General features: G+C 69.8%; 1 protein-coding gene. It reads right to left on the reverse strand.

Features of this window, described 5'->3' with window-relative positions; genetic code table 11:
* The coding region (locus ACTFO6_RS18425) for a Na+/H+ antiporter subunit E (protein WP_439935828.1) at positions 1 to 301 on the reverse strand (301 nt) is incomplete at both ends.

Here is a 301-nt window from a genome sequence, read left to right on the forward strand (position 1 = left end):
GCGATGGCGTACGGATTGGTGAGGGAAAGCGGCAGGGCCAAGAAGCTCGGCTTGACCCGCAATCCCGGCGACAGGATGATGCGCGCCACCGCCACGTTGGCCACCACGATGTCCCACAGGAAGGGGAGGAACAGCCGCAGCGCTGTCCCCAGGCGGAGGGTTCGCAGCCGCTCCGGGAAGAGCCCCGCGGTGAGCCGGGGGATGGCGATGCCCAGGAGCGCGGCGAGGAGGAGGTGGGCCGGCGCTACGGAATTGGCGAGCAGCAGCCACACCACGGCCACGGCCAGCGAGAGAGTGGGAT

It is taken from the genome of Pelomicrobium sp. G1 (assembly GCF_051905455.1).
GTDB lineage: Bacteria > Pseudomonadota > Gammaproteobacteria > Burkholderiales > UBA6910 > Pelomicrobium.